Below are 26,894 nucleotides of genomic sequence, written 5' to 3' on the forward strand. Positions count from 1 at the left end.
TGGCACTGAGCGGGCTGACGCCCGCGCACGCGCTGCCCGGCATGCTCGGGGCCGCGCTGTGCGGCGGGCCGGTGGCGGCACTGGTGGCCGGTTCGCCTGACCCCGCGCCCCGCTGCCGTCCCTCCGGGGGACGGCAGCGGGGCCGCCGGGCTACCGGCCGACCGCAGGCGCCCCCGGACGCTGCGGTGCCCCGGGTACGGCCGGCGCGGCGGGCCGGTGACGTGCCAGCATGATCGCCGGCACCACGGCGAGGAGGAAGAGCGCTCCCGCCATCGCGACGTAGAGGTACACGCCGGCCGCCGTGCTCACCGGTGCACCGTCGGCGAAGGTCCCGGGAATCCGGGTCGCCTTGAGCACCTCGCCCCCGGCGAAGTTGAAGACGACCGAGCCGAGGGCGAGCACGACCGACACCAGACCGGCGATCGTGCCCTGCCGCTCGGGCGCCGCGAGGCCGGTCGCCAGGTTGTAGCCGGAGGCACCGATCGCGCCGGCGGCGACACCGACCATGGCGCCGCAGGCGATCGCCAGCGGGAGCACTGATACGCCCGCCAGCATCACGAAGGTCGCCACGACCCCAAGAGCGATGCCGCCGAGGAGGGGAAGCGCGGGACCGAACCGCCCCGCGATCCATCCGGCGCACGCGCCGCCGATGACGATGCCGAAATTCGGTGTGGCGAGCAGCACCGCGACCGCCTCTCCGTCGCCCAGCCCGTAACCGAGCCCCAGGCCGGGCGGCACCTGGGCGATGATGCTCGTCAGTTGCAGCATGCTCCGGAAGGAGCCCGCTGCCAGCACCAGGGCCAGCAGCGTCAGCAGGACCGGACGGCTGAGAGCCCGGATGTCGATGATGGGCTCGTCGACCCGCAGCGCGAGGAACGCCCAACCGGCCAACGCGACGGCACCGGCCGCCAGCAGCGCGATCGCGCCCCCGGACAGCCATCCGAGGTCGCTGCCGAGGCTGACGTAGGCGAGCACCGCGCCGAGGCCGCCACCGAGCAGCAACGCCCCGACCACGTCGATCCGGCCGGTGCCGCGGATCGGCGACTCCGGGATGAAGGAACGCACGCAGATCGCGGCCGCCGCGGCGAGCAGGGCCGCCACGACGAACACGCTCCGGTGGCCGAACACATCGATGACCGGCTTCATCAGGAACGGCTCGATGATCCCGACGACCGACGAGCCGGACGTCACGAGCCCGACCACGGCCATCGCCACCCGCGGGGAGTAGATCTGGCGCGCGAGGGTCACCGTGATGAAGACCGCGGCGAAGGCGGCGCCTTGGAAGAAGCGACCCGCCAGGAAGATCCAGATATTGGGGGCGGCAAGGCAGACCAGCGCTCCCGCGCATGCGAGGAGCAGCGTGCCGATGAGTATCCGGCGCTTGCCGAAGATGTCGGAGCTCTTCGCGAGCAGCGGTGACCAGATGGCACCGGCCAGCATCGCGCTCGCGTTCAGCCACGCCGCCTGGTCGGTGTCGAAATGCTCCAGTAACTGGGGCAGGACCATCATCGGCGAGCCGATGGCCACGTCGGCCAGAACATTGGCGAGGGTCAGAACGGCCGCCCAGAGAACGAGCCGCTTGCTCCAGCGGTGCTCCTGGACGCCGGGGGTGGGCTTTTCCAGCGTGTCGTCCACTATGCATTCTTTCCAGCGCATTGAGGGCCCGGCGAACGGCACGCTCCGTGAGCGGCGCGATCGGGGCGGGTCGCCGGCCGAGCCGACGTCCGGGGAGTGGGCGGGTTCAGGCCGCGCCGGTGCCGGGCGCCTGCAGCGCCTTGTTGCGGGCGGCGATGGCAGCCCAGGTGGCCGGCAGCATGCGGTCGCGACCGCTGTCGACACGACCCTGAGCAAAGGTGACATAGGGGCGCTGCCGGGCCTCGTACCGCGCGAACGCGGCGGTGTGGTCATCGCCGCACCGTTGGAGTTCCTCGGCGAGAAAGCGGGCGCCGGTGAGCGCGAGGGAGGTGCCCCGGCCGGACAGGAAGGCCGGGCAGTACCCGGCGTCCCCGACGAGGACGACGCGGCCACGGTGCCAGGAGGGCAGGTGGATCTGGCCGGCGGAGGTGAAGAAGAAACCGGGATCGGCGCGGGCCGCCGCAAGCAGCTCCGGGATCCGCCACGACCGGTAGCCCGCGAAGGCGTCGATGAGGATCTTCTTCTGGGCGTCCAGGTCGTGGCGGTCGTAGTCGATCGGTTCCGAGCGGAACTGGAAAACCGCGACGGCCTTGCCGTTGTACCGGAAGATGCCCGCCATCCGGCCGGGGACGTTGTATATCGAGTTGGCGCCCTCGGATCGCGCCTCGCCGGGGTGGTCGGCGAGGGCGAAGTAGACACCGAGGTGCCGGAGGTAGTCCTCCTCGGGCCCGAACACCAGCCCGCGGACCGTGGAGTGCTGGCCGTCGGCACCGATCACCAGGTCGTACCGCCCGGTGCGGCCCGATGCGAAACGCACGTCGACGCCGCCATCGACGCCGCCGTCGGTCAGTGTCGCGATCGAGTCGCCGAAGCGGATCGTCGCGGTGTCCGGCACCGCATCGGCGAGAATGCGCACGAGGTCCTCGCGGAGGAGCTCGATGTCGTCATCGGAGTCACTGATCTCCGCGATCGGGAGCCGGGCCACCGGTTCGCCCCGGCTGTCGACGAACCAGGTGAGCTCCGACATCCGGACCCGGTGCTTCCGGATCTTCGTGAGCAGCCCCATCCCGGCCACGGCCTCGATCGCATCACCCCGGATGTCGATGGGGGTGCCGGTGAGCCGGAGGTGGTGGCCGTACTCGACAACGGTGACTTCGTGGCCGCGGGTGCCGAGCTCGACCGCGCAGGCGAGCCCGGCGATACCGGCGCCGGAGACAAGGATGTGCACGTGTGCGCTCCAGGTTTCACTGAGGGGGTGATCGGATCGGCCGCCGCTGCCGCGGTTACTGATACCTAAAGCAACAAATTGTTGCTTTTAACGCAGCTTACTTATCGCCGGCTTGCACCGCAACGCCGCACCTGGCCACAATCGGCACCCGAGCAGAGCACAGGAGGTGAGCACGGCGATGGCCGACAGGACCGCCGACCGGCCGCCCGCACGGCGCCCCGGCGGCCGCACCGCCCGGGTGAGAGCCCAGATCCTCGCCGCGACCGCCGAGCTCGTGGCACGCGACGGCATCGCGGGCTTCCGCTACGAGGAGGTCGCCGAGCGCGCCGGCGTGCACAAGACCAGCGTCTACCGCAACTGGCCCGACCGCGAGGAACTGGTGGTCGAGGCCCTGCTGCGCTACGCCGAGGACCTCGCCTCGATCGCCGACACCGGCGACATCCACCGAGACCTGGTGGACTTCCTGCTGGCCCTCGCCGGCGGCCTGGAAACCCCATTCGGCCGGACCCTCGAACAGGCCATCCAGCCCGCCCACCCAAGCCCCACCGTCCGGCAGGCGGTGACCAGAATCCTCGACCAACGCGTGGCCGCCCTGCGACGCCGCGTGGACACCGCCGTCGCCCGGGGCGAGCTCCCTCCGGTCGACAGCGCCTTCCTCGGCGAGATGATCTCCGGCCCGGTACACCTCATCACCAACCGCGGCGTGCGCCCGTTCACCCGCACCGACGCGGAACGCATCGTCGGCGTGGTACTCGCCGGCATCCGGGCCACGGCACCGCACGCCTGAACAATCAGCCCACCCATACGGTGCCGACCGAAGACCCGAACCGCCGACTCAACGCATCCAGTACCGCCGATTGCGGCTCGCCTGCTCGGATTCGCGCCGACTGTCGACTCGTGGCCTACGCTGGCAGCCTCGGAAAGAGGCAACGGCAAAGTGGTTCAAAATGAGGTTCGGCGTCAGTATCGTTCCAGGTCAACGAGACTGCTCCCCGCGCACGCGGGGGTGACCCCAGCCCCGGCTGACCCTCCACCGGCCCAGACTCCTGCTCCCCGCGCACGCGGGGGTGACCCCGACTACCGCTCCGAGTGGTACCGGGACGTCGTCTGCTCCCCGCGCACGCGGGGGTGACCCCCAGAGCACGCACCAGCGCACGAGCGGGGGCGTGCTGCTCCCCGCGCACGCGGGGGTGACCCCCCCTCCACACCACCGGCCCCCTCCGCTCGTACCTGCTCCCCGCGCACGCGGGGGTGGCCCCGGTGGCACGCCTACACAGGCGACACGATGGACCTGCTCCCCGCGCACGCGGGGGTGACCCCATTTGCACCCGTAGTGCCTCATGCCCGGCCATCTGCTCCCCGCGCACGCGGGGGTGACCCCCGCGCGACGGGCGCCACCCTGGAGTTCGATCTCTGCTCCCCGCGCACGCGGGGGTGGCCCCCTTCACTCCGGTCAGCATTGGCAAGGTCAGATCCTGCTCCCCGCGCACGCGGGGGTGGCCCCCTTCACTCCGGTCAGCATTGGCAAGGTCAGATCCTGCTCCCCGCGCACGCGAGGGTGACCCCAGCGTCGAGTTGGCGTTGCGCGGCCCCTGGTGCTGCTCCCCGCGCATGTGGGGGTGACCCCGACGCAGGAGTCTGGGTGTGGGCCTGCGACTGCTGCTCCCCGCGCGCACGCGGGGACGACTCTCAGCCGTGCCCAGGAGTGCCTGAAAACGTCGACTGTTCCACCCCCCTTAGCGCCGTGCCCCCGCGAGCCGTTCCGCTCCGAAGGCGCGCGAAAGACCTCCGGCCCGATGGCCGGATACGGACAAGTGCCCCGTTCACCGCGTGGATGCGATCTCAAGTCCGCTTGAATCACGCCATGTCCTTCGAGCAGTTCGCCCAGCAGCTGCGCGGTTCGCTCTCCGCGACGGCGCGTTCCGTGTGGGCCAAGCACGATCGGGACACCAATGGGTGGCTCCCGTTGTGGCGTCACATGGCGGACAGCGCGGGTGCTGCGGCCTATTTGTGGGACGAGTGGTTGCCGCCGCTGGTCAAGCGGCGGATCAGCGAAGCGCTGCCCGAGGGCGCGGCTGACGGTCGGCTGCTCGCGCTGTGGCTGGCCATGGTGCACGACATCGGCAAGGCCACCCCCGCGTTCGCCAGCCAGGTCGAGGAGCTGGCCGACGTCATGCGCGCGCAGGGTCTCGCTATGGATTCGCGCCGCCAGATGGCCGACCACGGTTTCGCTCCGCACGGACTGGCCGGACAGATTCTTCTTACTTCGTGGCTGGAGGCGCGGGGGTGGACGAAGGCGGCGGCACTGCAGCTCACGGTGATCGTCGGCGGCCACCATGGTGTGCCGCCCGGCGACGGCGCTGTAAGGGATGCGATGGTCCGCCCGGCGTTACTGTACGGCCGTCGCGATGAGCACGTGTGGCGGCAGGTGCAGGGCGAACTGCTCGACGGCGCCGCCGTCACCTGCCAGATCGAGGAGCGCCTCGCCGTCTGGCGCACCGTGCGGCTTTCGCGGCCCGCGCAGGTGCTCCTGAACGCGCTCGTCATCGTGAGCGACTGGATCGCCTCCAACCCCGAACTCTTCCCGTACTTCCGGGAGACGGGCGACGAGCGCCGCGGTCGCGTCGAGGTGGCCTGGGAGAAGTTGGGGTTGCCGGGACCCTGGCAGCCGCGAGAGCCGGTGGGAGCCGCGCAGGAGGTGTTCGCGGCACGTTTCTCCTGGCCGGAGGAGGCACGAGTCCGGCCGGTGCAGGAAGCCGCCCTCGCAGCGGCGCGTGCGATGGAAGACCCAGGGATGCTCGTCATCGAGGCCCCGATGGGTGAAGGCAAGACCGAGGCGGCCCTGGTCGCGTCCGAGGTCCTCGCAGCGCGGAGCGGCGCCGGAGGCTGCTTCATCGCGCTGCCGACCATGGCCACCAGTAACGCGATGTTTCCGCGCCTGACCGAGTGGGTCCAAGCGCTGGGTGAGTCAGAGCCTCGGTCGGTCTTCCTGGCTCATTCCAAAGCGGCGCTGAATGAGCGGTACGCCGCCATGCTGCACGCGGGTCGTTGGGCATCGGAGGACATCGATCGCGACGGGAGTGAGCGGGAACACGGCAGGGCGGCGACCGAGCTGGTCGTCCACCAGTGGCTGCGCGGCCGCAAGAAGGGGATGCTGTCCTCGTTCGCCGTGGGCACGATCGACCAGCTGCTGTTCGCCGGTCTCAAGAGCCGTCATCTGGCGCTGCGCCACCTGGCCCTCGCCGGCAAGGTCGTGGTGATCGACGAGGCGCACGCGTACGACACTTTCATGAACACCTACCTTGACCTGGTGCTCTCCTGGCTCGGTGCCTACCGGGTCCCGGTCGTCGTGCTCTCGGCGACGCTGCCGGCCCGCCGCCGCCGGGAACTCGTCGAAGCCTACGCCCAGGTCCGGCGCGGGACCGCCGAGTTCGATCTGGTCGAACAGGCCACGGGCTACCCCCTTCTGACCAGCGCGGTGCCCGGCCGCGCACCGGAGGTCATGACGCCTGGCGCTTCCGGGCGGCGGACCGATGTGCGCATCGAGCGCATCGTGGATGATCCATGCGCACTCGCGGAACGTCTCAGGGAGGAACTCAGCGACGGCGGGTGCGCCCTGGTCGTGCACAACACCGTCCGGCGGGTGCACGCCACCGCCAAGGTGTTGCGCGAACGCTTCGCGGACACCGGAATCGAGGTCTCCGTCGCCCACGCTCGATTCGTCGACCTCGATCGTGCCGCCAGGGACCGGGAACTGCTGGCCACCTTCGGCCCTCCGTCCAAGGTCGCCGAACTCGGCGGGCGGCGGCCGGAACACGGCCGGGTCGTCGTCGCCAGTCAGGTCGCGGAGCAGTCGCTGGACATCGACTTCGACATCCTGGTCAGCGATCTGGCGCCCATCGACCTGCTGCTGCAGCGCATGGGGCGTCTGCACCGCCACGCGCGCGGAGCGGACCAGAGCGAGCGCCCGAAGCGGCTCCGCTCGGCGCGCTGTCTGATCACGGGAGCCGACTGGGAACAGCGGCCACCGAAGCCCGACCCGGGGTCCGAAATCGTCTACCGTCCCTACCCGCTGCTGCGCGCCGCCGCGGTGCTGGAGCCGTACCTGGCCCCGGAGGCGGCCGCGACCGGCGATAACGTCGTCCACTTGCCGGCTGACATCGACCGGCTGGTCCAGCGGGCCTACGGTCCCGATCCGGTCGGGCCCGGCGCATGGCAGGAGACGGTGGCCCAGGCGCGCGAAACGCACGAGATCGAGCAGGCCAAGAAGGCCGAAGGAGCACGGATCTTCCGCCTCGGCGCGCCCGGCAAACCGGGACGTTCCCTGCTGGGCTGGGTGGAAGCCGGCGTCGGTGATACCGACGACACGCCACGCGGCCGAGCCCAGGTTCGCGATACCGGAGAGAGCCTGGAGGTGCTGGTGGTGCAGCGCCGCCAGGACGGCACGCTGACCACGCTTCCTTGGCTCGGGGAGAAGCGCGGCGGGATCGAACTTCCCGCCGACGTCGCTCCCCCTCCGGACGCCGCGCGGACCGTGGCGGCGAGCGCCGTGCGCCTGCCCTTCCCCCTCGTACTCCCGAAGGTGATCGACCGGGTGATCGACGAGCTGGAGGAGAACTGCTTCCCGGCGTGGCAGAGCAAGGAGGCCCACTGGGTCGCAGGTGAGCTGCTCCTGGTGCTCGACGAAGACTGCCGTGCCGACCTGGCAGGCTTCGAGGTTCGTTACTCCCGCGAGGACGGTCTTGAGGTAGTCGATGGCGATTGAGAACGGCACCAGCACGTTCGACCTGACCGAACGCCCCTGGATTCCCGTGCGCAGGCGCGACGGCAGCGAAGCGGAGCTGTCCCTGCGGGAAGTGTTCGAACAGGCGCACGACGGACCCGACGGTGTGCGGCGGATCGTCGGCGACCTGCCCACCCAGGAGTTCGCCCTCGTCCGGCTGCTACTGGCCGTCCTGCACGACGCGCTCGACGGGCCCGAAGACGTCGAGCAGTGGAAGGAGCTGTGGGACGGCAAGCGACTGCCGGCCGAGCTCGTCCGTGACTACCTCCGGCTGCATCAGGACCGCTTCGACCTGCTGCACGGCACGGCCCCGTTCCTCCAGGTGGCCGACCTGCGGACCGCCAAGAGCGAGTACTTCTCGCTGGACCGCATCGTCGCCGACGTGCCCAATGGGGAGCGTTTCTTCACGATGCGCGCACGCGGCGCCCAGCGGCTCAGCTTCGCCGAGGCGGCTCGCTGGCTGGTGCACGCCCACGCCTTCGACCCGTCCGGTATCAAGTCCGGGGCCGTCGGCGACCGCCGGGTCAAGAACGGCAAGGGCTATCCACAGGGAGTGGCCTGGGCCGGAAACCTTGGCGGGGTTCTGCTGGAGGGCGAGGATCTCCGGCAGACGCTGCTGCTCAACCTCATCGCCTTCGACTTCGACATCCGCACCGATGAGGGCGACCGCCCCGCATGGCGGTTCGACCCCGTGGGTCCTGGGGCGCTGCGCGGAGCCGAGGGGGTGTACCGGCCGTACGGCCTGCGGGACCTCTACACCTGGCAGAGCCGCCGCGTCCGGCTCTTCGCGGACGGAGAGGGGGTGTACGGGGTCCTGCTCTGCTACGGCGATCCGCTGGAGGCACCCAACCAGCATTCTCGCGAGCCGATGACGGGGTGGCGTCGCAGTCCGAACCAGGAGAAGAAGCTCGGCAAGAATCCCGTCTACATGCCGGCCGAGCACGATCCGAGCCGGAGCGCGTGGCGAGGACTGGAGTCCCTGATCCAGGGGGAGGCCGACACTCAGCGAGGGGAGGCGGCCAAGCGGCTTCGGCCCCGGGTGATGGACTGGGCGGACCGTTTGGTCGTTCGGGGCGTGCTGCCGGAGGACAAGCTCGTCACCGCCCGCACGGTCGGCGCTCGTTACGGAACGCAGCAGTCGGTCATCGACGAGGTGACCGAGGACCGGGTCAACATGCGCCTCGCTCTGCTCGCGGATACGGGGGTGGAACTCCGCCAGGCGGCCGTTGCAGCGGTCGCCGACGCTGATAAGGCCGTCTTCGCCTTGGGCAACCTCGCCAGCGGGATCGCCCGCGCCGCGGGTCTCGACCCGGAGGCGCCCCGGCAGCAGGCGCGCGACCGGGCCTTCGGTGAGCTCGACGCGGCCTTCCGGCGTTGGCTGGAAGACCTGGCCCCCGGACAGGACCCGGATGAGCGCCGGCAGGTCTGGCAGTGGAAGGTCCGGCGGCTCGTTGATGGCATCGGCCGGGAACTCGTCACCAACGCGGGAGAGGCCGCCTGGACCGGGAGAGTCATCGAGATGGAGAAAGGCGACCAACTGTGGCTCACCGCCGGCCAGGCCGAGCGTCGATTCCGGTCCGACCTGAACAAGGCACTCCGCATGACGGTGCACCAAGCGACTTCGGAGAATGACACGTGAGCCAGAAGAGCGGGAAGGACGCCGAAAAGCGGGAGCAGCGCACCGAGCTGACGCCCTTCGGCCGGGCCGTGCACGAGCAGCTCGCGTGGCTGCAGCAAGGATATGTCGGCAGACCCGAAGACCCGATGGCCGTGCAGCTCCTCGCCGAATTGCGTCGGGGAGCGGGCAAACTTCCTGAGGACGTCCCGGAAATGCTCGGCCAGAGCTACGGACTGGACGGCCTTTGGCTGGAAGACGACTCGCGCATCCGCGCCGCCCATGTCAGCCTCACGCTGTACTCCCGTCATCAACAGTCACTGCGTGAACACGGTCTGCGAATGTACCGGTGGCATTCCCCGGACAGCAACAGGCCGTCTCCGGTGCACACACTCGGATGGGCCGTGCGCGCGCTGATGACGGACGACGAGGAGAACGGAGCGGAAACGGCGCGGGAAAACCGCGAGCGGCGTCAGGTGCGGATTCGCGACTCGGTCCGGCAACGGTTCATACAGGCCGGTAAAGCCTCGAACGTGAAGACCACGGCCGAACGATTGCGGGGCCTGGTGGACCTTCTCCACAACCGGCAGATTCCGCTGGACTATGCACGCCTCGCCGAAGATCTGTACGACGTTCAGCAGCAAGGGCGCAGACCCGAAGTACGGCGCCGCTGGAACTTCGCTTTCAACGCCTATCGAAAGCCCAACACGGCTGAAACCAACGAGACTCTCAAAAACGCTGACAAGGACGCCTCGTGAGTCGAACGATCCTGGACGTGCACATCCTGCAGACCGTCCCGCCGAGCAACATCAACCGCGACGACACCGGCTCGCCAAAAGGCGCCGTCTACGGGGGTGTTCGCCGCGCCCGGGTCTCCAGTCAGGCATGGAAGCGGGCCACCCGCGAAGCGTTCAAGAACGTGCTCGACCCGAGCGAGCTGGGAACGCGGACCAAGCGCGTCGCCGAACTCGTGGCCGAGCGCATCCGGGAGATCGACGGCGACATCCCGTGGGAGCAGGCGCTTGAACTAGCGGCCGCCACGGTGACCGCGGCCACCGGTTCCAAAATCGAGAAGCCGAAGCCCAGGAAGGGCGACGAGTCGGCGAAGGAGAAGGCCCCCGAGTCCTCCTACCTGATGTTCCTCAGCGCCCGCCAGCGTGACGGTCTGGCCGAACTCGCCGTCGAAGGCCGCGCCGACATCGCCGCGTTCCTGAAGCAGGCGGAGAACAAGAAGCGGGCCAAACGGATAGCGAACACCGGCCACTCGGTCGACATCGCGTTGTTCGGCCGCATGGTCGCCGACTCCTCCGACATCAACGTGGACGCCTCCGCCCAGGTCGCCCACGCGATCAGCGTGCACGCCGCCGACATCGAGTCGGACTATTACACCGCGGTGGACGATCGCCGCAGCGACGCAGAACCCGGCGCCGGCATGATCGGCACCGTCGAGTTCAACGCCGCCACCCTGTACCGCTACGCCGCTGTGGACGTCGACCGGCTGGCCGACAACCTCGGTGTCGGCGTCCGGGACGACCGCCCCGGTAGCGAACCCGTGCGCCGGGCGGTGGAAGCGTTCGTGCGGTGCTTCGCGGAATCCATGCCCACCGGTAAGTCCAACAGCTTCGCCAACCACAGCCTGCCGGACGCGATCATCGTCAAACTGCGGGATTCGCGCCCGATCAATTTCGCCGGCGCGTTCGAGGAGGCCGTACCTCAGGACGCCGTGAGTGGGCAGCTGGCCGAGGCGTGCCGGAAACTCGCCGAGCACATCGGCGACGTGGAGCGCGCCTACGGGGTCGAGAACGCGCCGACGTGGGTGCTTCGCGTCGGAGCGGCCACCAAGGACCTCAGCGGGCTCGGCGAGGAGGTCTCCATGGGAGAGCTGGTCGAGCGAGTCGGGAGGGCGGTGGCCGAGCGGCTGGAGAACACGCCATGAGCGTGCTCGTCATGCAACTCGCCGGGCCGCTCCAGTCCTGGGGTGCGGCGTCCAGGTTCGCGCGGCGCTCGACCGAGAACGCGCCCACCAAGAGCGGCGTCCTCGGTCTGCTCGCGGCAGCCCAGGGGCGCCGCCGCACGGACGACGTCAGCGACCTGTCGCGCCTGCGGTTCGGGGTGCGCGTGGACCAGCCGGGTGTGCGACTGCGGGACTTCCAGACCGCCCACCATGCGGACACCGGCGAACCCATGCCGGTCTCCGAGCGTTTCTACCTTGCCGACGCGGTGTTCCTGGCGGCCGTGGAAGGCGACGATCGGCTCATCAGCGAACTGGATCGTGCCTTGTGGGCGCCGGTCTTCCTGCCCTACCTCGGCCGGCGCTCCTGCCCCCCGGCCGAGCCGATCTCGCGAGGCATCGTGCGTGATTCCGAGCTGGAGGCCGTACTCAGGAACCACAAGTGGATCGCCTCGACCTGGTACCAGGAAAAGCGGAAGTGGGAGCCAACGATCGAACTCGGGGCGTGGATCGACGCCGCCCCGGGAGAACGGGCGGATCACGAGATCCGCGACCTTCCGGTGAGCTTCGATCCCGCGCATCGCCGGTACGCGCTGCGCGGGCAGAAACACCTCACCGTGAGGTTCCCCAACCCTCGGGGGCACGATCCCATAGCCGCTTTAGGAGGCGAATGATGCTGCTGTCCAGGGTTCGCCTCAATACCGCGCGCGCCGGCGCTCGTAAGCTGCTCGCCTCACCGCAGGCCATGCACGCCGCGGTCATGGCCTCCTTCGCGGAAGAGCCGGCTCCCACCCCGGAGGGTGGCCGGGTGCTGTGGCGCCTCGACCGCAACTCCCGCACCGAAGTCTTCTGCTACATCGTCAGCCCTGCCAAGCCGGACCTCACGCACGTCGTGGAACAGGCGGGATGGCCCACGACCCAGACATGGGAGACCCGCGACTACCTGCCGCTTCTGACGCGCCTCGAAGCGGGGCAGACGTGGTCCTTCCGGTTGACCGCGAACCCGGTGCACAGCATCCGCAACAAGGACGGGGTGCCGACCAAGGTCACGGCGCACCGAACGCCTAGGCATCAGCTCGCGTGGCTGCTCCAGCGTCAAGAAGCCAACGGGTTCCAGATCGTCACCAAACCTCCCGGGCAACGCCGGACACCCGACGACGTCCATGAAGTGATCGTCCACGATCGGCACAGCCGCCAGTTCGGGAAGACCGAGGCCGACGGCAAGCAGAACCGAGTGCCGCTGGTCAGCGTGACTTTCGACGGACGTCTTGAGGTCACCGATCCCGACGCGCTGCGCAGGATGCTCGTCAGGGGCCTCGGCCGTGCCAAGGCGTACGGGTGTGGGCTGATGACCCTGGCACCGGTGGCTGAATGAGCGGCATCGGCGCGCGGAAGGCACTTGCTCCCCAGGAACTCGCCCGCGTCGGAGATCGGCTCTCCTTCGTCTATCTGGAGCGGTGCACGATCCATCGGGAGGACAACGCGATCACCGCCGAGGACGTCGAAGGGATCCGGTACATCCCCGCCGCCACCATCGGCACCCTGCTGCTCGGACCGGGCACCAGGGTGACCCACCAGGCAATGCGCGTGCTCGGCGAGTGCGGTGCCGGTGTGGTGTGGACCGGCGAACATGGCGTGCGCTACTACGCCGGCGGCCGGGCGCTCTCGCGTTCATCGGCCCTGGCCGAGGCTCAGGCGCGGGCCTGGGCCAACACCCGCAGCCGAGTGAACGTCGCCCGAGCCATGCACCGCCTGCGGTTCCCCGACGCGGACACCAGCAAGGCGACCCGGCGCCGGCTCCTGGGCATGGAGGGCGACCGGGTCAAGACCTGCTACCGGCAGGAGTCGGCCAGGACGGGGGCGCCCTGGCACGGTCGACACTTCATACCCGGAGACTTCAACTCTGGAGACCCACCGAACCAGGGGGTCACGGCCGCCGCCCAGTGCTTGTACGGAGTGGCCCACACCGTCGTAGCCGCCCTCGGATGCTCCCCGGCACTTGGGTTCATCCACTCCGGACATGAACTGTCGTTCGTGCTGGATGTGGCCGACTTCTACAAGACCGATGTGGGAATCCCCGCGGCTTTCGACGCGGCAGCGGAGGGCCCAGAGGACGTCGGAAGCCGGACTCGCAGACTCGTCAGGGACCGGATCAACCAGGGCGAACTGCTCGACCGCTGTGTCAGAGACATCAAGACACTTCTGCTCCCGAAAGGCGAGGACGCAGAGCTTGAGGACGCTGCCGACAGCGTGGCACTCCAGGTCGACGGCGACATGCAGGTGGAATCGGGGATCAACTACGGAGTGATCTGGTGACGGTCATCGTCCTGACCACCTGCCCGGCCGGGCTCCGTGGCTTCCTCACCCGGTGGCTCATGGAGATCTCGGCGGGCGTATTCATCGGCAATCCCTCCGCCCGCATCCGAGAGGCACTGTGGAACGAGGTGCAACTGTACGCAGGCGCGGGGCGTGCGTTGCTCGCCTATAGCACCGATACCGAGCAGGGCTTCACGTTCGAGACTTTCGACCACAAATGGAAACCGGTCGACCACGAGGGCCTGACGCTCCTCATGCGCCCCCACCAGAGGGCCGTTGGCTCAGAGAACGCGTCGGCTAACGCCAAGGGGTGGAGTAAGGCGTCGAAACGCCGTCGCTTTGGAAACCGGTGAAGCAAAGTGGTTTCAAACCGGGGTGTGCGTTTGTGAACTAGCAGGTCATCGAGAGTGCTCCCCGCGCACGCGGGGGTGGTCCCTGCGACGACTACGGGGAGAGCCCCACGACATCGTGCTCCCCGCGCACGCGGGGGTGGTCCTCGGGATGCTCGCCTACGAGCAGGGCCTGAAGGGTGCTCCCCGCGCACGCGGGGGTGGTCCCGCGACGAGGCGCGAGCGGAAGTCCGCGAGGTGGTGCTCCCCGCGCACGCGGGGGTGGTCCCCGCACGCTGTCCCGGGATGAGGCGGGCCGGCTGTGCTCCCCGCGCACGCGGGGGTGGTCCCGACGAGCGGGTCGACCACGGTCAGGCCAACCAGTGCTCCCCGCGCACGCGGGGGAAAAGTCCCGTTACCCTCATTGGCGAGGTAGCCCCAAGGCTGCTCCCCACGTACGTGGGGATGGTCCCGAGTAATAAAGGAACCTAGCCAGGGAACATGGCCTGCTCCCCGCGCACGCGGGGCTGGGGCTCCTCGCCAAAGCCTGATGATCTTCGTGCTTCGCTGAGCAACGACCGGAAGCAGATTTCTCTTACTTTCAGAGAGAGCGGAGGACAGCGGCGACAGCGCCTATTGGCGCGGCAAGCAGTGCCAGGCAGGTGGCAACGGAGTTTGGATCAGTGGCTAGAACGATGACGGTGATTCCTATCAGGAGGAAGCCCGTTAGTGCGACAAGGACTGCGCTCCATCTTGTATGCGACTCAGGTGAAGAGGTAAGCGGCTCGGCTTGTGGATCAAGCATGTCGTTCCTTGGTGGCGTGGTCGTGAAGGAGGCCTCAGTGGGTCAGGCCGTTGAGAGATTACTTTATTACTCCTTGCCATGTTCTCTTCGTGGAGAACGAGCGGACTTCTGGTAGCGCTCTGATCAGCGCCAACGTTCTAAGCTCACGGTTGTTGACCATATGTGGCCAGCCATGCCTTCGCTGTGGCTCCCGAGTCTGCGCGAATGACAGTCCTGGCTCCTCACACACGCCGGGGCATGCGGGGCATGAACGTGGGGCGCGTCCTTGAGCTTTCGGTGGCTGTCATGGGGCGGAGAAGGTCCTACGAGCCGTCGGCGTCCTCCGCATACACCGCTTCGCTGCTCTCGGCAGCCTGGTATTCGCAACAACCGCAGCGGCGGCCAGCGCCTCAGGTTTCCGGTTGATCAGTAACCGCGGGGGAGGGGTGCGACGTTGACATTGGGATCCACTTCGTCCCATTTATGTCGCTTACGTCCGTGGACCACCGAGATGACCCAGAGGACGCGCTGCGCCCACTGTTCGAGGCATTCAGGCTGAAATTGCGATGGACAAGCCGGACGGGCAACTGACCGTCGGGGTGACTCTGCTACCGCAGACCGTCGCGGCGGTCCGGGAGATCGCAACGCAGGTCACAGAGGATCCGGCATGCCCTGAGTTGCCGGTTTGGTTGGTGGCCCCAGCAGGATTCGAACCTGCGACACCCGCTTTAGGAGAGCGGTGCTCTGTCCCCTGAGCTATGAGGCCGGGGTTCTGTCGGAAAACGAGGTCGGGCTCACGTGCGGATTTCCGGCAGGGGTTGGTGGCGCGGCCGACGAGAGGTGGGCCACTGTGGACAGTGTAGCGGGCGGGGCGTGGTGAGGGGCCATCGCTGCCGGGGTGGGGGCGAGGGGACTCGGCGTGGAGTTGTCGTGCTGTGGTGGCCGGAACGTGGGAATTCCGAACCGCCGGCCCTGGAAGCCGGTACGGTTCCGAACGTCGGCTGGGCGGCGCATGGCCGCTGGCGGGGTGCGGGATCGGGAAGGTGAGACTCCCTTGAGCACCATGCCGTGCGCCGCTGCGTTCCTTGGGGGCGCGGCCGGGCCTCGCGGACTACTGGGAGCGATGGGAGTGCACACGTGAACGACGCCGGTCCGTCCCTCTTCGTCAAGATCTGTGGGCTGCGCACCGAGCGTGATGTGGCCGCGGCAGTCGGGGCGGGGGCCGATGCCGTGGGGTTCGTCTTCGCCGAGAGTCCGCGCCGTGTCGGTGCGGACGTGGCGGCGGAGCTGGTGCGCGGCGTTCCCGGGCGCGTGCTGACGGTCGGGGTGTTCCGTGACCAGCCGCTGGAGGAGGTCCGGGCCCTCGCTCGTGGCAGTGGGGTGCGGGCGGTTCAGTTGCACGGGGGCGAGGGACGGTCCGACTATGCCGCGCTCGCCGCGGAGGGGTGGACGCTGATCCGCGGTGCCGGTGTGCGCGAGGGACGCGTGCCGTCGCACGGCGAGATGGGGGAGGACATCCTGCTGCTGGACGCTCCTGTTCCCGGCTCTGGGACGAGCTGGGACTGGACGAGCGTGGACGGATTCGGCCCGGGGGAGCGGTGGCTGCTCGCCGGTGGACTCAACGCGGGGAACGTGGGCGCGGCCGTCGCGGCCGCCCGCCCATGGGGGGTCGACGTCTCCAGCGGGGTCGAGGTGAGCCGGGGAGTCAAGGAGCCCGCGCTGATCGCGGAGTTCGTCCGCGCCGCCCGCTCGGCGGGCTGAGCCGTGCCCCGCGATGCGCCCGACGGTAAAAGGTCGAACGAGGGCGCCTCCCCAAGGCGCCGGGTTGAGTACCCTGTGTTGCCGAAGGGTTGTCATTGTTTCTGGGTGGCATGCGTCACACTGGCGTGACGCGTGTGGTGCGGCCTTCCCCCACCGAAGCCGACCGGATGACGCTGGCGGCCCCTGATCAGCTGATGCGCGGAGCGACCGTACGGCCGGCCGAGGCGGCCGACGAGGAGCGCTCTCGCACTACGTGTTCGGTCGACCACGTGACCGCGCCCCCGATGTACGCGTGTAGTACGTTGCGATGCGGCCACGCCAATGACCGAGAGGCAGCCGGAGGATCCACGTGCCGTTCATTCTCGATTCGCCGCGGCCGGTGCCCCGCGTGCCGAGAAGTGTGGCCGCGGCCGGCCCGAGGCGGTCCCGGTTCACCGCCGGCCTGGTGATCGTGCTGGTGCTCTCCCTGTTCGCGGGGACGCAGGTGCTCATGGCGCCGCTCACCGATCAGGCGGCCGCTGACGTGGACCTCGACACCCTCAAGCAGGAGGCCGAGCAGGCGCGCGACGAACTGGAAGAGGCCACCGAGGCCTACACCGAACGCGAGGAGGCCCTGGAGAGCGCGCAGGAGGAGCTCGTCCAGACGCTGCACGAGCTGCAGCAGACGGAGCTTCAGCTCTCCGAGATGCGGGTGCCGCTCGCCCAGCTGGCCAGCACGCTGTACAAGCAGCCCGACGTCGGTGTGATGGGGCTGATGACCTCCGACACGATCGACGCGGACCTGCGGGCCGAGTCGCACGTGGTCAAGCTGTCCGAGGACCAGGACGCGATGCTGGCCGAGGCCAACAACCTGCGGGAGCAGCAGACCGAGCTCACCACCGCGGCGCAGGAACTGCAGGCGCAGACGCAGCTGGAGCGGGTGGAGCTGGCCGCCGACCTGGAGGAGCTGCGCCAGCAGTCCGAGGAGAGCACCGAGCGCCTCACCAACGAGCTGGAGGCCCGCGGCCTGTCCGTGGACGCCTACATGGCCGGGGTGGAATGCGACCCCACGGCGGGCGAGGCCGCGGCCGGCTACCCGAACGGGCTGGTTCCGCAGAACGCGCTGTGCGAGCTGCACGAGAGCGGGCACTTCCTTCGCGCCGACGCCGCCGTGGACTTCCTGATGATGAACGAGGCGTTCACCGAGAACTTCGGCAAGGAGATCTGCCTCACCAGCTCCTACCGCGACCTGGCCAACCAGCAGCGGGTCTATGTGGAGCAGCCTCCGGGCAACGCCGCCGTGCCCGGCACCAGCAACCACGGCTGGGGGCTCGCGGTGGACATGTGCGGCGGCGTGCAGAACCAGGGCTCACCCGAGTTCAACTGGCTGGAGGCCAACTCCCGAACATACGGCTGGTTCCATCCACAGTGGGCCTACTCCAGCCCGTTCGAACCGTGGCACTGGGAGTACGAGGCCGCCGCCGGCCAGTGAGCCGCGGCCGGGACAGCGGGCCGTCCGGTGACCGCGCGCGGACGGCCCCGCCCGGACCCTAGGACGTCATCGCAGGGACCTCCGGCTCCACCTGGGAGGTGCAGTGCGGGCAACGGGTCGCCTCCCGGTTGATCTCGCTGCGGCACTCGGGGCAGGTGCGGGTGGCCGCCTCCTCCTCCCTGCCGAACCGCTCCAGGACCTTCGTCATGGGCAGCACGATGCAGAAGTACAGGATGGTCGCGGTCAGCAGGAACGAGACCAGCGCGTCGACGAACTGCCCGTAGAGGAAGCGGCTCCCGTTGACCTCGAAGTACAGACCGCCGAACTCGGGAATGCCACCGAAGACGCCCAGCAGTGGGGTGATGAAGCCCTCGGTGAACGCCGTGATCAGGTTGGAGAAGACGGCGCCGATGACGACGGCCACCGCCAGTTGCACCAGGTTGCCCTGGAGCAGGAACTTCTTGAATCCACTCATGGGACCCCCATCGACGTGGTCGGGCGGGCACCTGGGGTGGGTGGACGCACGGGGGTGCGGGTGCCCGCTGCGGAACGGCACCGCCCCGGAGTGCGGACCGGCGCGGCACCACGAAAGGTTAGCGGTCAGCCGCGGATCGTGATGGAGAGCCGGTCGGCGACCGCCCGGCCGGCCAGGGTTCTCGACTCCTCCTCGGTGACGGCGAGCAGGAGCAGCGCACCGGATTCGCCGTCGGCGGGTTCGGCGCCCGGCACGGCGATCACCGGACGGTCGCGGACCACGAGCTCGGCGGGCGCCGCCGCGGCGCCGAACTCCGCGGCGAGCGGGTCCTGTGCCGCGGCGAGGACGTCGACCCGGCTGCCCGGCCGCAGCAGCGCCACCGCGCCGGGGTCGGCGACCCGCACCGGCGCCGCCACCATGCCGGCACCGTAGGGCGCCGCCGGTGGGTCGGCGATCCGGGCGGTGGTGAGGATTTCACCCCGGCGCATCGGCGCGGTGAGTGCGGCTCCCAGTGGATCGTCGGCGGGCGTGAGCGCGCCGGTGGGCGCGGTGTCTCGGGGGACCGCGCGCCGGGCGGTGTCGCCGCGCCCGAGCGGCTCCAAGGCGGTGAGGTCGCGCGCGGCGACCAGGACGTCGATGGTCGGGGGAGCGGGCGGCCGGAGCGACAGCACCGCGCCGGCGACCGCGAGGGCGGCGCACACCGCACCGAGCGGACGCCGCCAGCGGGCCAGTGCCGCCGCCAGCCGGTGTGCGCGGGCCGGTCCGCGCCGCGCCGCGTTCGGGTTCATGCCCGCACGGTAGGCGACGGCGGACGGGACGGCGCGGAGTTGTCCACAGGCATGTTCGTCGTCTTGCTCGCTCTACTGGGTCCGCGAGGGGGGTCTGCGGCGGGTGGCGGTGCTGGTTGGGCTCGTTCGGTGGCTCACCGCTCTGCACTCCTGGTCGCGTTCGCCGCCTCGCTCGGCTCCACCGGTTCCGCGAGAGCGGGCCTGCGGCCGGTGGCGGTGCCGGTTGCGTTCGCTCGGTGGCTCACCGTTCCGCACTCCTGGTCGCGTTCGCCGCCTCGCTCGGCTCCACCGGCCCCGCGAGAGCGGGCCTGCGGCCGGTGGCGGCGCCGGTTGCGCTCGCTCGGCGGCTCACCGCTCCGCACTCCTGGTCGCGTTCGCCGCCTCGCTCGGCTCCACCGGCCCCGCGAGGGGGGTCTGCGGCGGGTGGCGGTGCCGGTTGCGTTCGCTCGGCGGTTCACCGCTCCGTCGGCCACCGTGGCCAAGTGAGCCGGACAGACGACCGGGGGCCGGCCCGTGGGAGGGCCGGCCCCCGGTCGAAGGCGCGGTGCGCTGCTGCCCGGGCTCCCGGGCGTGATGGACGAGTGCTCCGGCCGGCCGGTGGCCGCTCCGGATGCCGGTCCGCCGTCAGGCGACCTTGGCGGCGGAGCTGTCCGAGCCGCCGGAGGAGCCGTTCGTCGAGGAGGACTCGCTCTTGGACTCGCTCTTGGCGGTGCTCTTCGACCCCTCGCTCTTGGAGCCGTCGCCATTGCCGGACGAGCCGGTGATGGCGGAGCTGTTGGAGCTGGAGCCGCTGTCGGTGCGGTAGAAGCCGGAGCCCTTGAAGACGATGCCCACGGCGGAGTACACCTTGCGGAGCCTGCCCTGGCACTCCGGGCACACGGTCAGCGCGTCGTCGCTGAAGCTCTGCACGACCTCCATCTGGGCGTCGCACTCGGTGCATGCGTACTGGTACGTAGGCACGGATCCTCCTTGCTGGCACTCTCGCCCATCGACTGCTAAATAGTACGCGCTCGGGTAGCCGGCCGCGACACAGGCACGGGGGACGGATGGGCGCTGTTCCTGCTGGTGCCGCTCGCGCCGTCGGACGGAGAACACGCGGCGCGCCCCGGATGTTCCGCGTCGGCTCCCGGTGGGAGTGCGGCCCCGCCGTCCCGCGAGCGCGGAGCGGGCCGCGGCCGGTCGCGGCCCGGGGGCATCGAGGGGCTCAGCCGCGCGCGGGGCGGAGCATTCGCACCCCGCCGCCGGGGGTGACCACGCCGCGCACCGGCCGGTCGTGCGGCTCCGCAGGAAGTTCGCGGACCACCTCTGTGTCGTAAATCACGGCGATCGTCAACGTGTGCGGGCCGACGCGCGCCAGCACCCGGTCGTAGCAGCCCGCCCCGCGGCCCAGCCGCCGCCCGGCCTCGTCCACCGCGAGCGCGGGGCAGACCACGGCGGCCGCCCGCCGCACCGCGTCGGGGCCGTAGCGCGGCCCGGTCGGCTCCAGTAGGCCGTGACCGGCCGGTGCGAGAGAGTCGGGGCCGTCGTACCCGGCCCAATCGAGGTCGCCCCCGGGCAGCAACACCGGCAGCAGCACGTAGCAGCCGTGCTTCCACAGCGCCGCGACCAGCCGCCGGGTGTCGGGCTCGGTGCCCACCGAGTAGTAGGCGGCCACCGTCCCGCCCATCGTCAGCTCCGGCATGGCCAGCAGCGCGTCCCGGATCGCCGATCCCGCCCGGTCCCGCCGCTCCGCGGGCATCTCCCGGCGCGCGGCCAGGATGCGCCGGCGCATTTCGCGCTTCGCCCCAACGACGTCCATGTCAGCAGTCTGGCAGCCGGCGCCGCGTCCGGCCGCCGCGGCGCCGTCAGAGCTCGGAGCCGCGGACGGCCAGCCGACGCGGAGATGAGAATCCGGGGAACGGAATATGAATGTCCGCGATGATTTGTCGCGTGGAGCGGCACCACATATGAGAGATCAGGCTCAGAACGCGCGCGCCGCGCAATTCGCCACCGACCATTGGCCTAAAGTGCCGACATGGCAGATACGCATCGTGCCCCGGCCCCCGTCACCAAAGCCGTCGTTCCCGCCGCCGGTCTCGGGACCCGCTTCCTGCCCGCGACCAAGGCGACGCCCAAGGAGATGCTGCCGATCGTCGACAAGCCGGCGATCCAGTACGTCGTCGAGGAGGCGGTGTCGGCGGGGCTCGCCGACGTCCTCATGATCACTGGACGCAGCAAGCGCTCGATCGAGGATCACTTCGACCGCGCCTACGAGCTGGAGGAGGCGCTGCGGGCCAAGGACGACACCGAACGCCTGAACGCGGTGCGTGCCTCCAGCGAGCTGGCACAGGTCCACTACGTGCGGCAGGGCGAGCCCCGCGGTCTCGGGCACGCGGTGCTGTGCGCGGCCGGGCACGTGGGCGCCGAACCGTTCGCGGTGCTGCTCGGCGACGACCTCATCGGCGAGCGGGACGCACTGCTGCGCCGCATGATCGAGGTGCGCGCCACCTACGGCGGCAGCGTCGTGGCGCTCATGGAGGTCGAACCCGAGCAGGTGTCGCTGTACGGCTGCGCCGCCATCGAGCCGACGGGCGAGGACGACGTCGTCACCGTCACCGATCTCGTCGAGAAGCCGCCGGCCGACCAGGCGCCGAGCCGGTGGGCCATCATCGGCCGCTACATCTGCGACCCGGAGGTGTTCGACGTCCTGCGGGAGACCCCGCCCGGCCGCGGTGGCGAGATCCAGCTGACCGACGCGCTGCGCGAACTCGCGCATCGCGGGCCGGACGAGGGCGGACCCGTGCACGGGGTGCTCTTCCGCGGCCAGCGTTACGACACCGGCAACAAGCTCGACTACCTGCGCACCGTGGTGGAGTTCGCCTGCGACCGGCCGGACCTCGCCGGGGACTTCCTGCCCTGGCTGCACGAGTTCGTCGCGAAACGGGACATCGCGCTCGGCTAGCGGCCACCGGGATCCGGCACGCGGGCGGTGCGGGCGGCGGCAGCGAGCCGGCCCCGGTACGTTGGCCGCAGGCCGGCGCACCGGTGGGGAAGCGCGTCCGGTCGCGGAACCGGCCGGCGACCGGACGCGCGGCTCCGCAGGAAGGTCCGCCCCTCCCCGCCGGACGGCGGGGCCGTCCACGGAGGATGCCCGATGAAGAGCGTGGAGCGGCACGTCTCCGACGTGCTGGAACTCGTCGAACCGCTGGCGCCGATCGAACTCGACCTCGTCCGCGCGCACGGCACGGTCCTCGCCGAGTCCGTCACGTCGACCGTGTCGCTGCCCGCCTTCGACAACTCCTCCATGGACGGTTACGCCGTGGTGGCGCAGGACGTCGCCGCCGCGTCCCCCGACCTGCCGGTGGAGCTCCCCGTGGTCGCCGACATCGCGGCCGGCGACCCCGGCGCCTACGCGATCCGGTCCGGGATGTGCGCCCGCATCATGACCGGCGCGCCCATGCCGGCCGGAGCCACCGCCGTGGTGCCCGTGGAGTGGACCGACGGGGGCGTGGCGCGGGTCGCCGTGCACCGGCCGGTGCGGACCGGCAACGCGGTGCGCCGGGCCGGAGAGGACGTCGAGAAGGGCACCCGGGTCCTGCGCGGTGGTGTGCGGATCGGGGCCGCCGAGGCGGCGGTCCTCGCCGCGGTCGGGCGCAAGGCCGTGCCGGTGCGTCCCCGGCCGCGCGTGGTGGTGCTGTCCACCGGCGCCGAACTGGTGGAGCCCGGTGAGCCGATCGGCCCCGGCCAGATCTGGGAGTCCAACAGCTACATGCTCGCCGCGGCGGTGCTGGACGCCGGATGCGTGGCGTACCGGCACGGCTTCGTCGCGGACGATCCCGCCACGGTGCTCGGCACCCTGGACGACCTGCTGGTACGGGCGGACCTCGTCATCACCACCGGCGGGGTGAGCATGGGCGCCTACGACGTCGTCAAGGAGGCGCTGGCCCGGCTGGGCACGGTCCGGTTCGAGAAGGTCGCCATGCAGCCGGGGATGCCGCAGGGGTTCGGCACCATCGGAGATCCGGCCACGCCGATCATCACGCTGCCCGGCAACCCGGTCAGCGCCTTCGTGTCCTTCCACCTGTTCGTGCTGCCGGTGCTCCGCCGGTTGCGCGGCATGCCGCCGGAGCCGCTGCCGACCGTGCGGGCCCGGCTGCTGGCGCCCGTCCCGTCGTCTCCGCCGGGCCGCCGGTCCTTCCTGCGGGCGACGCTGGAGTACGACCGGAGCGCGGACGGCCCCGGCTACGCGGTGCGCCCGGCCACGCGGCAGGGATCGCACCAGTTGTCGGCGCTCGCCGAGGCCAACGCGCTGCTGGTGGTCCCCGAGGAGGTCACCGAGCTGGCGGAGGGCGATGTCGCCGAGGTGCTGCGGCTCCCGGGAACCCCGTAGCCGTCCCTCCGGCGTGCGGCGGTTCCGGTGATTGCGTAACGTCGGACCGTCAGGTCCCCGTCTGGAGAGCCATTCATGTCCGACAGCCATCCGCCCGCCTTTCCGCACCTCGACCCGTCCGGCGCCGCCCGCATGGTGGACGTCTCCGCCAAGGAGGTGACCGCGCGCACCGCGACCGCCACCGGGCGGGTGCTGCTGGCCGCCGAGGCGGTGGCCGCCCTGCGTGCCGGGGAGGTGCCGAAGGGGGACGCGCTCGCCGTGGCACGGCTGGCCGGCATCCAGGGCGCCAAGCGCACCCCGGATCTGGTGCCGCTGTGCCACCCGATCGCGGTGCACGGCGTGGACGTGGCGGTCGAGGTGGTCGACGAGGGCGTCGCCATCTCCGCGACGGTGCGCACCGCCGACCGGACCGGCGTCGAGATGGAGGCGCTCACCTGCGTCATGACGGCGGCGCTCGGGCTGGTGGACATGGTCAAGGCGATCGACCCTGCGGCGGTGGTCACCGACGTCCGCGTCGAGGAGAAGACCGGCGGCCGGACCGGCCACTGGAGCAGGCCGCGGTGAGCGGGGCGGGGGAGGCGGGCCCGCCCGCCCGCAGCGCGGTCGTCATCACGGTCTCCAACCGGGCCGCGGCCGGGGTCTACGCCGACACCTCCGGTCCGCTGCTGGCCGAGCTGCTCGCCGGCGCGGGCTGCACGGTCGACGGACCGTGGGTGGTCCCGGACGGCGAGCCGGTCGCGGACGCGCTGCGGCGGGCGCTGGGGCACGGCTACGACGTCGCGGTCACCACGGGCGGCACCGGGGTGAACCCGGGCGATGCGACACCGGAGATGACCCGGCCGCTGCTCGCCTACGAGATACCGGGGATCGCCGAGGCGATGCGGGCGGCCGGCCGCGACAAGGGCGTCCCGTCGGCGATGCTGTCGCGTGGTCTGGCGGGCGTGGCGGAGCTGGCGGGGCATCGGATGCTGGTCGTCAACCTGCCGGGCTCCCGTGGCGGGGTCCGGGACGGGATGGCGGTGCTCGGTCCGGTGCTCGGCCACGCCCTGGACCAGCTTCGTGGCGGGGATCACCCGCGCCCGGCGGCCGGAGCGGGCTGAGGACCCGAGGGGCGGGCCCGCGCCGTCCGGCGGCCCCGGCACCCCGGCGTTCGCGGGTATCGGTCCCTGGATGGCCGGGGGACGCCGGAGGTCCGCCAGGACCGGCCGAACCGGGCGCCGGATTTCTGCTGTTCGATTTGTCCGAAATAGGGGTCTGATGGACGTTCGGCGCCCCGTACCTTTCGCGTGGAGTGGGATACTGGGCGGCAACGGCCCGCGTGGCCGGCTGATCGCCGGTCGTCGAGCCGGGCGCTCCACATCTCGTGACGGTGGCTGGCATCGGCGGCGGAGGGAAGGCAGTGAACCGGATTCGAGGCTGGCCGGTATCCCTCGCCGAGGGACCGGTCGGCCTGCGGCCGCTGCGGCTCCGCGATGCCGCGGCACTGCGCGAGACACGGGAGCGCAATGCCGACTGGCTGCGCCCGTGGGAGCCGACGTATCCCGAGATGCCGCTGCAGACCGGGAGCGTTGCGCCCTACCTGGCCATGGTGCAGGCCATCCGGCGGGAGGCCCGGCAGGGCATCGCCTTCCCCTGGGCGGTGACCTATGACGGGCGATTCGTCGGGCAGCTCACCATCGGCGCCATCGTGTGGGGCTCGGCGCGGTCGGCCCAGGTGGGCTACTGGATCGACAGCGCCTACGCGGGGCGTGGGGTGACCCCCACGGCGGTGGCGATCGCCGTGGACCACTGCTTCTTCACCGTGGGGCTGCACCGGATCGAGGCCAACATCCGGCCCGAAAACCGGGCCAGCCGGCGCGTGGTGGAGAAGCTCGGTTTCCGCGAGGAGGGGATCCGTCGGCGGCAGTTGCACATCGACGGCGCGTGGCGGGACCACATCTGCTACGCCCTCACCGTGGAGGAGGTGCCGCGCGGCCTGCTCGCGCGGTGGCGGGAAGCCCGGTCCCATGGGGCGTCCGGCGGCTCGGCCGACGACGACCCCGCGCCGGGGGGACCGGCCCCGGGGGCGGCGGGCCCCTGGTCCGAGCGCCAGTGACGTCCCGCGGCGGACGCCGCGGCGGGAGTACCGGGTCCGGCCCGAGGTCGGCAAAGGGCTACCGGCGCGCGATCGTTCGCGGGATAATCGCCGAGACCCGCATGGCGCGCGGACCTTGGGTGGAGACGTATTACTACTCTCCGTTTTTCAGGTTTCACGGTACGTATTTCCCGTTTTGACCTGCGTTTCTCATGACGGAGAGCCCATCTGAGGAAGAGGAAAGACTGCGATCTCACGACACTCCGGCCCGAATACTGCGCATTCTCGGACACCGGGTCGTACGGTGCGGAACGTAGACGCATCCACGATGCAGGCAACAGGTACATACGGCGCATGGGAGCAGAGGCATGACGAGCGGTGCGTCGGGCGGAAAAGACGCCCTGTCGGTGAATCCGACCGAACCGCCGGAACGCCTTCGCCCCTGAGCCGGGTACTCGCCACCGCGTCGCCGGCGCGTCTGCGAATGTCCTGTGGTCGGCGGTGCGAGGAGGGGCGATGAGTAGCTCTCCTCTGTATTTGGCCATTGTGGTGGTCTGGGCGATCGTGCTGGTGCCGATGCTGCTGCGTCGCGACGCCGGCGACCCGCTGCCCGGACCGCGCCGCTCCGGACGACGCGGAGCCGCCGAGGCGGACGACGCGGACGGGGCGCCGACCTTCTCTGATGTGGACGACGTGGACGACGAGGCCGAGAACGGCAGCCCTGACATCCAGAAGACCCAGGTGCTCTCCTACGGTGCCGACTACGTGACCTCGGCCGTGGCCCGTTCGGCCCGCGCGGCCGACGAGCGGCCGGCCCGGGAGAACGCGGCCGGCACCGCCGAGGCGGCCGGCGAGCCCCTGCCGGACGACGAGCCGGGGCCCGAGGACGACGTGCGTGCGGACGACCCCGCGGACGATCTCGATGAGGAGATGGCCGCGGAGCAGGCCGGCCTCACCGCGCCGCCCGCCCCACGGTCCCGCTTCATCGCCCGCCGGCGCCGCCGCACGGTCGGCCTCACCACCCTTCTCGCCGCCACCGGCGTCGCGGTCGCCCTGGGGTATGGCCCATGGTGGGTCCTGGTGCCTCCCGCGGTGCTGCTCTTCGGTCACCTGCTGCTGCTGCGCGAGGCCGCCAAGGCCGACGCCGAGCGCCTGGCCGCCGACCTGGAGCGCCGTCGCCGGCACGAGGAGGCGCGGGCCCGCCGCGAGGCGGCCGCGGCCGCCCGCGAGGCCGAGATCGTCGAGCTGGCCGCCAAGCGCGACCAGGTGTACGACCAGTACGCCGACGCCCACCTGCGCGCGGCGGGGGACTGAG

The 26,894-nt window shown here is 70.7% G+C and carries 23 protein-coding genes, 1 tRNA gene and 2 CRISPR repeat arrays; of the genes, 17 read left to right on the forward strand and 7 right to left on the reverse strand.

The genetic code is table 11. The annotated features are described in order from the left end of the window. Positions 1–150: 150 nt before the first annotated feature. Positions 151–1,635, reverse strand: coding sequence for an MFS transporter (locus ACFQRF_RS02695; protein ID WP_379868486.1), 1,485 nt, complete (start codon positions 1,633–1,635; stop codon positions 151–153). Between the two features lie 106 nt (positions 1,636–1,741). After that, entirely contained in the window at positions 1,742–2,863 is a 1,122-nt protein-coding gene (locus ACFQRF_RS02700; RefSeq protein WP_379868488.1) for an FAD-dependent monooxygenase, read from the reverse strand. Between the two features lie 178 nt (positions 2,864–3,041). Between ACFQRF_RS02700 and ACFQRF_RS02705 the strand changes: the two genes are divergently transcribed. From ACFQRF_RS02705 to cas2e, 9 genes are all read left to right on the forward strand, one after another. Next, entirely contained in the window at positions 3,042–3,650 is a 609-nt protein-coding gene (locus ACFQRF_RS02705; RefSeq protein WP_379868490.1) for a TetR/AcrR family transcriptional regulator, read from the forward strand. Between the two features lie 198 nt (positions 3,651–3,848). Beyond that, positions 3,849–4,490: direct repeats of the CRISPR family, unit length 29 nt; unit sequence CTGCTCCCCGCGCACGCGGGGGTGACCCC. A 237-nt stretch (positions 4,491–4,727) separates the two neighbouring features. Further along, positions 4,728–7,628 (forward strand): CRISPR-associated helicase Cas3', encoded by a 2,901-nt coding sequence (gene cas3, locus ACFQRF_RS02710; protein ID WP_379869018.1) that lies wholly within the window; start codon positions 4,728–4,730, stop codon positions 7,626–7,628. Beyond that, the gene (casA, locus tag ACFQRF_RS02715; RefSeq protein WP_379868492.1) at positions 7,618–9,285 is read left to right on the forward strand and encodes a type I-E CRISPR-associated protein Cse1/CasA; all 1,668 of its coding nucleotides are present in this window, start codon (positions 7,618–7,620) and stop codon (positions 9,283–9,285) included. The genes cas3 and casA overlap by 11 nt, the downstream gene beginning before the upstream one ends. Next, positions 9,282–10,019, forward strand: coding sequence for a type I-E CRISPR-associated protein Cse2/CasB (gene casB, locus ACFQRF_RS02720; protein WP_379868494.1), 738 nt, complete (start codon positions 9,282–9,284; stop codon positions 10,017–10,019). The genes casA and casB overlap by 4 nt, the downstream gene beginning before the upstream one ends. Then, positions 10,016–11,197, forward strand: a complete 1,182-nt coding sequence (cas7e, locus tag ACFQRF_RS02725) for a type I-E CRISPR-associated protein Cas7/Cse4/CasC (RefSeq protein WP_379868495.1) — start codon at positions 10,016–10,018, stop codon at positions 11,195–11,197. Before casB ends, cas7e begins: the two co-directional genes overlap by 4 nt. Further along, positions 11,194–11,886 carry a type I-E CRISPR-associated protein Cas5/CasD gene (gene cas5e / locus ACFQRF_RS02730; protein ID WP_379868496.1) on the forward strand — a complete coding sequence of 231 codons (693 nt, stop codon included), beginning with the start codon at positions 11,194–11,196 and terminating at the stop codon, positions 11,884–11,886. The genes cas7e and cas5e overlap by 4 nt, the downstream gene beginning before the upstream one ends. Then, on the forward strand, positions 11,886–12,587 hold the full coding sequence (gene cas6e / locus ACFQRF_RS02735; protein WP_379869019.1) for a type I-E CRISPR-associated protein Cas6/Cse3/CasE: 702 nt from the start codon (positions 11,886–11,888) through the stop codon (positions 12,585–12,587). The genes cas5e and cas6e overlap by 1 nt, the downstream gene beginning before the upstream one ends. Beyond that, positions 12,584–13,528, forward strand: coding sequence for a type I-E CRISPR-associated endonuclease Cas1e (gene cas1e, locus ACFQRF_RS02740; RefSeq protein WP_379868497.1), 945 nt, complete (start codon positions 12,584–12,586; stop codon positions 13,526–13,528). Before cas6e ends, cas1e begins: the two co-directional genes overlap by 4 nt. Beyond that, on the forward strand, positions 13,525–13,881 hold the full coding sequence (gene cas2e / locus ACFQRF_RS02745) for a type I-E CRISPR-associated endoribonuclease Cas2e (protein WP_379868498.1): 357 nt from the start codon (positions 13,525–13,527) through the stop codon (positions 13,879–13,881). Before cas1e ends, cas2e begins: the two co-directional genes overlap by 4 nt. 54 nt (positions 13,882–13,935) lie before the next feature. Next, positions 13,936–14,208: a CRISPR direct-repeat array (repeat unit 28 nt; unit sequence GTGCTCCCCGCGCACGCGGGGGTGGTCC). Positions 14,209–15,331: 1,123 nt separating this feature from the next. On the opposite strand, the gene ACFQRF_RS02750 is transcribed toward cas2e, so the two are convergent. After that, positions 15,332–15,407, reverse strand: a tRNA-Arg gene (locus tag ACFQRF_RS02750). Between the two features lie 371 nt (positions 15,408–15,778). Here ACFQRF_RS02750 and ACFQRF_RS02755 point away from each other — a divergent pair. Next, positions 15,779–16,402: a phosphoribosylanthranilate isomerase gene (locus ACFQRF_RS02755; protein WP_379868500.1), complete on the forward strand. Its 624-nt coding sequence runs from the start codon at positions 15,779–15,781 to the stop codon at positions 16,400–16,402. A gap of 349 nt (positions 16,403–16,751) precedes the next feature. After that, positions 16,752–17,873: a D-alanyl-D-alanine carboxypeptidase family protein gene (locus tag ACFQRF_RS02760; RefSeq protein ID WP_379868502.1), complete on the forward strand. Its 1,122-nt coding sequence runs from the start codon at positions 16,752–16,754 to the stop codon at positions 17,871–17,873. Positions 17,874–17,931: 58 nt separating this feature from the next. Here the strand turns inward: ACFQRF_RS02760 and ACFQRF_RS02765 are convergent, their stop codons facing one another. From ACFQRF_RS02765 to ACFQRF_RS02780, 4 genes are all read right to left on the reverse strand, one after another. Then, positions 17,932–18,348, reverse strand: a complete 417-nt coding sequence (locus tag ACFQRF_RS02765; protein ID WP_379868504.1) for an MscL family protein — start codon at positions 18,346–18,348, stop codon at positions 17,932–17,934. A gap of 125 nt (positions 18,349–18,473) precedes the next feature. Continuing rightward, positions 18,474–19,136, reverse strand: a complete 663-nt coding sequence (locus ACFQRF_RS02770) for an SAF domain-containing protein (protein ID WP_379868506.1) — start codon at positions 19,134–19,136, stop codon at positions 18,474–18,476. A 624-nt stretch (positions 19,137–19,760) separates the two neighbouring features. After that, positions 19,761–20,096 (reverse strand): FmdB family zinc ribbon protein, encoded by a 336-nt coding sequence (locus ACFQRF_RS02775; protein WP_379868508.1) that lies wholly within the window; start codon positions 20,094–20,096, stop codon positions 19,761–19,763. 244 nt (positions 20,097–20,340) lie between these two features. Beyond that, the gene (locus tag ACFQRF_RS02780; RefSeq protein ID WP_379868509.1) at positions 20,341–20,934 is read right to left on the reverse strand and encodes a 5-formyltetrahydrofolate cyclo-ligase; all 594 of its coding nucleotides are present in this window, start codon (positions 20,932–20,934) and stop codon (positions 20,341–20,343) included. 216 nt (positions 20,935–21,150) lie between these two features. Between ACFQRF_RS02780 and galU the strand changes: the two genes are divergently transcribed. The 6 genes from galU (at position 21,151) to ACFQRF_RS02810 (ending at position 26,893) form a co-directional block, all read left to right on the forward strand. Further along, positions 21,151–22,077 carry a UTP--glucose-1-phosphate uridylyltransferase GalU gene (gene galU / locus ACFQRF_RS02785; RefSeq protein ID WP_379868511.1) on the forward strand — a complete coding sequence of 309 codons (927 nt, stop codon included), beginning with the start codon at positions 21,151–21,153 and terminating at the stop codon, positions 22,075–22,077. Between the two features lie 192 nt (positions 22,078–22,269). Further along, complete coding sequence (gene glp / locus ACFQRF_RS02790; protein WP_379868513.1) at positions 22,270–23,505, forward strand: molybdotransferase-like divisome protein Glp; 1,236 nt, start codon at positions 22,270–22,272, stop codon at positions 23,503–23,505. Between the two features lie 75 nt (positions 23,506–23,580). After that, positions 23,581–24,069 carry a cyclic pyranopterin monophosphate synthase MoaC gene (gene moaC / locus ACFQRF_RS02795; protein ID WP_379868515.1) on the forward strand — a complete coding sequence of 163 codons (489 nt, stop codon included), beginning with the start codon at positions 23,581–23,583 and terminating at the stop codon, positions 24,067–24,069. Continuing rightward, complete coding sequence (locus ACFQRF_RS02800; RefSeq protein WP_379868517.1) at positions 24,066–24,605, forward strand: MogA/MoaB family molybdenum cofactor biosynthesis protein; 540 nt, start codon at positions 24,066–24,068, stop codon at positions 24,603–24,605. The genes moaC and ACFQRF_RS02800 overlap by 4 nt, the downstream gene beginning before the upstream one ends. 299 nt (positions 24,606–24,904) lie before the next feature. Then, positions 24,905–25,600, forward strand: coding sequence for a GNAT family N-acetyltransferase (locus ACFQRF_RS02805; protein ID WP_379868519.1), 696 nt, complete (start codon positions 24,905–24,907; stop codon positions 25,598–25,600). A 495-nt stretch (positions 25,601–26,095) separates the two neighbouring features. Beyond that, entirely contained in the window at positions 26,096–26,893 is a 798-nt protein-coding gene (locus ACFQRF_RS02810) for a hypothetical protein (protein WP_379868520.1), read from the forward strand. The last annotated feature ends 1 nt before the right edge of the window (position 26,894 follow it).

Origin of the sequence: Marinactinospora rubrisoli (genome assembly GCF_042664915.1) — a bacterium.
Classification (GTDB): domain Bacteria; phylum Actinomycetota; class Actinomycetes; order Streptosporangiales; family Streptosporangiaceae; genus Marinitenerispora; species Marinitenerispora rubrisoli.

What these genes read in the sequence shown, in the direction of transcription:
- glp (WP_379868513.1), top strand. Translation starts at nt 22,270, where the DNA reads ATGAAGAGCGTGGAGCGGCACGTCTCCGACGTGCTGGAACTCGTCGAA.
- ACFQRF_RS02810 (WP_379868520.1), top strand. Translation starts at nt 26,096, where the DNA reads ATGAGTAGCTCTCCTCTGTATTTGGCCATTGTGGTGGTCTGGGCGATC.
- ACFQRF_RS02765 (WP_379868504.1), bottom strand. Translation starts at nt 18,348, where the DNA reads ATGAGTGGATTCAAGAAGTTCCTGCTCCAGGGCAACCTGGTGCAACTG.
- cas1e (WP_379868497.1), top strand. Translation starts at nt 12,584, where the DNA reads ATGAGCGGCATCGGCGCGCGGAAGGCACTTGCTCCCCAGGAACTCGCC.
- cas3 (WP_379869018.1), top strand. Translation starts at nt 4,728, where the DNA reads ATGTCCTTCGAGCAGTTCGCCCAGCAGCTGCGCGGTTCGCTCTCCGCG.
- galU (WP_379868511.1), top strand. Translation starts at nt 21,151, where the DNA reads ATGGCAGATACGCATCGTGCCCCGGCCCCCGTCACCAAAGCCGTCGTT.
- cas5e (WP_379868496.1), top strand. Translation starts at nt 11,194, where the DNA reads ATGAGCGTGCTCGTCATGCAACTCGCCGGGCCGCTCCAGTCCTGGGGT.
- moaC (WP_379868515.1), top strand. Translation starts at nt 23,581, where the DNA reads ATGTCCGACAGCCATCCGCCCGCCTTTCCGCACCTCGACCCGTCCGGC.
- cas6e (WP_379869019.1), top strand. Translation starts at nt 11,886, where the DNA reads ATGCTGCTGTCCAGGGTTCGCCTCAATACCGCGCGCGCCGGCGCTCGT.
- ACFQRF_RS02705 (WP_379868490.1), top strand. Translation starts at nt 3,042, where the DNA reads ATGGCCGACAGGACCGCCGACCGGCCGCCCGCACGGCGCCCCGGCGGC.
- ACFQRF_RS02780 (WP_379868509.1), bottom strand. Translation starts at nt 20,934, where the DNA reads ATGGACGTCGTTGGGGCGAAGCGCGAAATGCGCCGGCGCATCCTGGCC.
- casA (WP_379868492.1), top strand. Translation starts at nt 7,618, where the DNA reads ATGGCGATTGAGAACGGCACCAGCACGTTCGACCTGACCGAACGCCCC.
- ACFQRF_RS02770 (WP_379868506.1), bottom strand. Translation starts at nt 19,136, where the DNA reads ATGAACCCGAACGCGGCGCGGCGCGGACCGGCCCGCGCACACCGGCTG.